The 3,324-nt window shown below is 50.8% G+C and carries 4 protein-coding genes; 2 read left to right on the plus strand and 2 right to left on the minus strand.

Annotated features, from left to right (window positions below; all coding sequences use genetic code 11):
* Positions 1 to 169: 169 nt before the first annotated feature.
* Together ACP7IZ_RS13580 and ACP7IZ_RS13585 are read right to left on the minus strand one after the other, a co-directional pair.
* Positions 170 to 625 carry a hypothetical protein gene (locus ACP7IZ_RS13580; protein WP_426849682.1) on the minus strand — a complete coding sequence of 152 codons (456 nt, stop codon included), beginning with the start codon at positions 623 to 625 and terminating at the stop codon, positions 170 to 172.
* A 191-nt stretch (positions 626 to 816) separates the two neighbouring features.
* Positions 817 to 2,256 (minus strand): MobA/MobL family protein, encoded by a 1,440-nt coding sequence (locus ACP7IZ_RS13585; RefSeq protein WP_426849684.1) that lies wholly within the window; start codon positions 2,254 to 2,256, stop codon positions 817 to 819.
* A 180-nt stretch (positions 2,257 to 2,436) separates the two neighbouring features.
* On the opposite strand from ACP7IZ_RS13585, the gene ACP7IZ_RS13590 reads away from it, so the two are divergent.
* Together ACP7IZ_RS13590 and ACP7IZ_RS13595 are read left to right on the plus strand one after the other, a co-directional pair.
* Complete coding sequence (locus ACP7IZ_RS13590) at positions 2,437 to 2,892, plus strand: conjugal transfer protein TraD (RefSeq protein ID WP_426849685.1); 456 nt, start codon at positions 2,437 to 2,439, stop codon at positions 2,890 to 2,892.
* A 3-nt stretch (positions 2,893 to 2,895) separates the two neighbouring features.
* Positions 2,896 to 3,192 carry a hypothetical protein gene (locus tag ACP7IZ_RS13595; RefSeq protein WP_426849687.1) on the plus strand — a complete coding sequence of 99 codons (297 nt, stop codon included), beginning with the start codon at positions 2,896 to 2,898 and terminating at the stop codon, positions 3,190 to 3,192.
* Positions 3,193 to 3,324: the final 132 nt, after the last annotated feature.

Below are 3,324 nucleotides of genomic sequence, written 5' to 3' on the forward strand. Positions count from 1 at the left end.
TCTTCCTAAGCAATAATTTCTGATTCCAAAAAAGCTTTTGCACTGTGAAGAAAACGGCAGATAACTGCCATTCTGATCACAGTGCAAAACCCGAAAACAGGCCAGCCGATCCCGTTTTGCACTGTGATCGGATCTCTTTTTGCACTGTGATCGGTAGGGTGGTGCCCGGTTAGGTTAGGCTTCCACGGTAGCCCGCTTCTTTTGGCGTCAATCCTGCTGCCATTCGTTCACATATGAGCCTGTATTCTTCGGGAGAATGAGGCATCCATCGAGTATTTTTTTTATCTTCATTACCCGTGGTGCAAGGTTTGCACTGTGATCGAGACCAAGGGAAAGCCAATGTTTCCGTCAGGGCTTTCATAATGAACCGATACCCGTTGCAACCGTTCATCCAGCGGCGTCCCCTACGAATACGGTTGTGAGAGCGGCGTAGGATGCCGAGCTGCTCGGCCTGCTGGATAGCGTAGGCCACTGACCGGCGGGAACACTTGGCGGCTCTGGCGAGGCTCTCATAGGACGCTGGCCGGATAGAGCGGGCGATGATGAGAAGCACATCTTTGGCCGTCCGGCTGATCTGTCCAGCGCGGAAGGTGTTGAGAATGGCGGTCTGAATTGCGGTGGTCATAGTTGGTTTTCTCCAACAAGCTGACCATCTAAGGCTTGAAGATAAACCCCGATGCGGGTTAGGTCTTCAGCGAAAGGCGGTCCACTTGGTAGTGCTGGTGGACTTGCTGAAGGCTCGGAGTTTGCGGCTCCGAGCCTTCGTCATATCTGGGGCAGAGACTCTTCCGGTTTTACTCCAAAGGCAACCCCTGCTTATCGCCCTCGCCCTCGTTTTCTAACCGCCTGATCTTCCTGACTGGCTTTTTTCTGGGCTTTTCCTTGGGCCATATGGGCTTCCTTGACCACCTTCATGGCCTCCCGAATGGATGTAAGTTTCTTGTAAAGGTCGTCCAGTTCCTTTCGGGCCTTGTCCAGAATCCGCTGGCGAATCTCTTTCAGCTTCCGGTCGATCTGCTGAACCTTCTCGGCAAGAGAAGTCTGCCGCGTCCGTTCGGCCTCCTTGTAGGTCTTGCAGTCGTCACGGAACTGTTCGGCCTCGGCCAAGGGCATGAAGGTCTTGAAGCCAGATCTATGAAGCCGGGTCTGTATCGTGTGCTTCTTAGCTAAATCCTGCGCTTCCTGAGCCGTTGCGGCCTCATCACGTTCCGCCTTGTCAGCATTGGCCTCTGCCTCCTGACGGGCCTTCTCATGCTGCTCACGCTCCTTCCAAAGAGCCTGATACTCAAAATCGGTATCGAGCCGCCTGTTTGTCTCATCCTCGATCTCTGCGATGACGGCCTTCTCCATCGCTGGCAGCTTGGCGATGAGTGCCTGTCTCTCCTCGGCTGCACGTCGATCGGCTTCGGCCTGTCTGGCGGCGGCGGCGGCGGCCTGGGCCTGCCTCTGGTCGGCTTGCTTCCGGTAGGCCAGGTGAATCAGTTCAGCTTCCATGTGTTCCGTTGGCCTGACCGACAAACGCACGTCATGGCGGGCCTCGACCTGCTCTTTTCTGGCCTCCCGGAAAGCAATGATGTCGGCCTTGCCGGTGCCGCGCTGCCATTCGCTCGGCAACATCTTCGGTTCCGGTTCACCCTGCCTGATCTCGTTATTCGGTTTCAGGCTGACGCGCTCTCGACACTCCGCCGCCCTAAGATGCCGGTTGCACATGACTTCCCAGCGATGCCGCAGGTCTTTCAGTTCTTCTTTCCGCTCCAAAGGATGCTTGCCGGTGTTGGCCTTCTTGGCTCCGCCTTTCTCTGGCGTCTTGCTGTTGTAGCGTTTGAAGAACTGTTCCGGCCCGCGTTCATGACCGTCCATGACCCGTTCTGAAAACATCAGATGCACATGCGGCTGCTCTCCGCCGTCACTCGCTTTGGGAGAATGAATGGCCCATGTGTAGGCGTGCTTCTGGCCGATTTCCTGCTTCACCCACTCCCTGACCAGCTTCTCCTTCTGCTTGTCATCCAGTTCACGCGGCAGGGCTATTTCCATTTCGCGGTATGTGGTGCCATTCGCCCGTTCATGCTCATCCGCTGCCTTCCAGAACTGTGATGAGGATTGCGCCCATTCCGGCATGTTGCCGCTTCCGGTCGCAACCAGTCGTTCACCAGTTTCTAGACGATGGGCATATTTTCCTTGGCGTTCGATGTAGTTGGAGTGGGCGCAGGCTTTGCCCTTACCTCCTACCTTCATCGACAAACGACCAATTGCCACACCACAATCCTTTGGAGTCAAAACGGGGTTTTAAGGGGTTTACCCCTAACGTGCTGTTTCTCATTTATGAGAAACGTCTAAGCGCGCCTTCCTACAAGGAAGGATAATTTGGCTCTCGTCTATTTGCTACCATTTTTATGCTATAAAGCCTGATAATCGTTTTATGTTTGGATGAAAACTATGGCCGCTTTTCGGATTGAAACGCATATCGCTAACCTTCGACAGCTTGAGAAGCTATCGACAGAACAGCGCATCCTGATTTTGCTCTATGACAAGACGGATAGAACGCCAAAAGAGGAAAGAGACCTCAAGGCACTAATCCGGTCGGAAAAAGCGCAGGAAGCCGTAAAAGAGGCAAAGGCCAAAGCATCCGAAGCAAAGGCCAGATCATCGAAAATCGCCAAGAGAGAAAGAGACGCCAAGGACAAGGAAAGAACGCATAACCTCATCCAGTCTGCTGGCCTTCTTATTCTGGCCGGTTTGGTCGATAGTAAGACCGGCAAGCCAATTTGGGATAAAGGGCAACTTCTAGGAGCATTATCTTCTATGGCAGAAGCTGATATAAATGATTCCAAGCAATTATCATGGAAAGCAAAAGGGGATTCTCTTTTAGCTAAAACTGAAAGTGTAAAATAAACTATGGGCATTATTTATTTTAAAAAAACGCATGAAAATACGTTTGTATCTCTTAGAAAACAATTTATTGAAAATAAACAGGAAACAGAAGAAGATTATCAAGAGCCAAATTTTGGTAATAACTCTCAATATTCGACCTTACCGGATCAAAATCCAGTGACGATGCAAACAACTAATGCATCAACGAAATTTTCTAATACGGATTATGTTTTTGTTCCTGTTTCAGATGAATTGGCATCGTATCTTTCCAGCCAGAAATTCCCCTTTTCCACGGGGACACCAAAGATAGGTAATTTGTAAAATACATTACCTATTTGCACATCTTCCTAAGCAATAATTTCTGATTCCAAAAAAGCTTTTGCACTGTGAAGAAAACGGCAGATAACTGCCATTCTGATCACAGTGCAAAACCCGAAAACAGGCCAGCCGATC

The organism is Acetobacter sp. AAB5 (genome assembly GCF_050106715.1).
Classification (GTDB): Bacteria; Pseudomonadota; Alphaproteobacteria; order Acetobacterales; family Acetobacteraceae; genus Acetobacter; species Acetobacter oryzifermentans.

Excerpts from the sequence above, each read along its gene's own strand:
- ACP7IZ_RS13580 (WP_426849682.1), bottom strand. The coding sequence starts at position 625 with ATGACCACCGCAATTCAGACCGCCATTCTCAACACCTTCCGCGCTGGA.
- ACP7IZ_RS13590 (WP_426849685.1), top strand. The coding sequence starts at position 2,437 with ATGGCCGCTTTTCGGATTGAAACGCATATCGCTAACCTTCGACAGCTT.
- ACP7IZ_RS13595 (WP_426849687.1), top strand. The coding sequence starts at position 2,896 with ATGGGCATTATTTATTTTAAAAAAACGCATGAAAATACGTTTGTATCT.